The organism is Thermoclostridium caenicola (assembly GCF_900142095.1).
GTDB lineage: Bacteria > Bacillota > Clostridia > DSM-8532 > DSM-8532 > Thermoclostridium_A > Thermoclostridium_A caenicola.
The window spans coordinates 1-2,019 of record NZ_FQZP01000096.1 but is presented as its reverse complement, the minus strand read 5'-3'; the positions used below and the strand labels follow the sequence as shown (position 1 = coordinate 2,019).

The following is a 2,019-nucleotide window of genomic DNA, read 5'->3' as shown; positions in this document are numbered from 1 at the left end:
AAAGGGTCGGAGGCGGTATAATAAGCCAAGCGGTGGTGATAGAAACACTTGGTTCTAACTAGAGGGATTTTTACACAAAAAATTGGACTTGATCAGAAAAAGAAAGAATATATTGAACACTTTTATGAAAAGGATTACTTAAGGTATGTGTATGACATTATTACCGAGACTACGGTTTACCGTGATACCGATATCATGGAAGAAGAAGTGCGAACAAAAACCGAGTTTTACAGGCATTTTCTGATGCCTCTTAAAATACCGTATGGCGCGGGTATTCTGCTGATGAGAGACAAGAAATTGATCGGTATCATCAATTTATTCAGGAATAAGGAATTAGGTGACTTCAAGGATAAGGATATCTACATATTGGATGTATTGAAGAAGCACCTTGCCAACATCACCTATAATTTATTGCATGATGGGATTGGCGTAAAAAATCTGGAGAGTAAACTGGAAAAACTGTATGATGATTATCATTTATCGGACAGGGAAAAAGAAGTCATCCGGTTGCTCAGGCAGGGAAAATCGAACCTGGATATCAGCGATGAGATGATGATCAGCCTGTCGACCGTCAAAAAGCACGTATATAACATTTACAGCAAGCTGAATGTGAAAACCAGAACCCAGCTGCTGGCGCACTTGGCGCAAAGGTTGGGTTGGTTCTAGTGGCTTTAGTACCGCCAATGAAAAAAGACCAACTGCTGGTCCTGCAAGGATAAAAAAATACTTTACTACCGATTTTATACCATGATATAATTTCGGTAGTAAAATCTTTGTTCAGGAGGTTGAACTCATGTATCGATCGGGCCTAAGCGTATGGTACAACGTATCCAACCTGGAGCGGACATTGGAGTTTTATTCCGGCAAGCTTGGCTTTGAGGTCACTTTTCACGATCCTGCCAACGGCATAGCGATGGTCAACACAAACACCAAGGACTGTGTCATTGGGTTTTCGGAAGCGCAGACGGTAGAGCCGGCTACCTCTTCCACAGTATTTGAAGTGGTCAATATTGAAGAAGCCATGAAGCAGTTGAAGGCGAATGGCGTCAATTTTATCGGCGAAGTGGAACATGTGCCCGGCATGGCCAAACTCGCAACCTTTGTCGATCCCGATGGACATAACCTGATGCTTGCCGAAACCCTCGTTGAGCTTTGAGCAAGGAACAACAGGTCCTGAGGCTTAGCAGCGAACTGACCGGGCAATGGACCTTGCCTATCTTGTTGGCACTGGAAGGAAGCGGAGGACGGTTTACGGCTCTGCAGAGCAAACTGAATATTGCCCCTTCCCGACTCAGTGCGTACTTGAAGAAGATGGTAGAGGACGGTTTGCTGCTTCATTTATCTCCTGGGGATCGACGACATCCGCTTTTGCCTGAATATGTGCTTACCGAAAAAGGACGACTCTATCGCGAAGCGGCTCGCGCGGTTCAACTCAGTGAGCAGCGAATCGGACAGGGCAGGTTATCCGATAAAGTTTGGGGTATTCCCATCCTGCTGTCACTGAACTTTAATCACACAAGATTCCAAGAAATTCGGCAATCGCTGGAAGGGATCACTCCGCGCATGTTATCCTTGCGGCTGCAAGAATTTCACAGAGACGGCCTGATTTGCAAGGAAATAATGGGTGAGCCTCGGCCTTCCTTTCTGTATTTGCTGGAAAAGAATGTTCAGCCTCCGGTTCAGCAGCTTTCGATAGACCTGGCTTCATTGCTATAAAGCAACTACTTTTCATCATCCGGCTGAAAGCCGGGAATCCGATTGTGCATTTCCGATAGAACGTCCTTACGGGACGTTTTTGCATAGTTGGGCCAGCCAGGGGAAGGAATTGGCGAAGATTGCATAAAAGGAATTCTGCCTGATCTGTGTTTTCAGTCAAAAATTTTACAGACCAAGTGAAATAATATAACATAGACTTATGTTATATCAGATTGTCGAAAAACAGGCATTTTCACGTGGGTGAGAATGCCTGTTTTCTTTGAAATATCAAAAATATAGCCCAAAATCGATAAAATAAAGGGC

3 protein-coding genes are annotated in these 2,019 nt (G+C 44.4%); all 3 read left to right on the top strand.

Going from position 1 to position 2,019, the window contains the following annotated elements:
- The first annotated feature begins 147 nt into the window (after positions 1-147).
- Complete coding sequence (locus F3H12_RS12995) at positions 148-666, top strand: response regulator transcription factor (RefSeq protein WP_149679737.1); 519 nt, start codon at positions 148-150, stop codon at positions 664-666.
- A gap of 127 nt (positions 667-793) precedes the next feature.
- Complete coding sequence (locus tag F3H12_RS12990; protein WP_149679736.1) at positions 794-1,156, top strand: VOC family protein; 363 nt, start codon at positions 794-796, stop codon at positions 1,154-1,156.
- The gene (locus F3H12_RS12985; RefSeq protein WP_149679735.1) at positions 1,153-1,716 is read left to right on the top strand and encodes a winged helix-turn-helix transcriptional regulator; all 564 of its coding nucleotides are present in this window, start codon (positions 1,153-1,155) and stop codon (positions 1,714-1,716) included. Before F3H12_RS12990 ends, F3H12_RS12985 begins: the two co-directional genes overlap by 4 nt.
- Positions 1,717-2,019 lie beyond the last annotated feature (303 nt).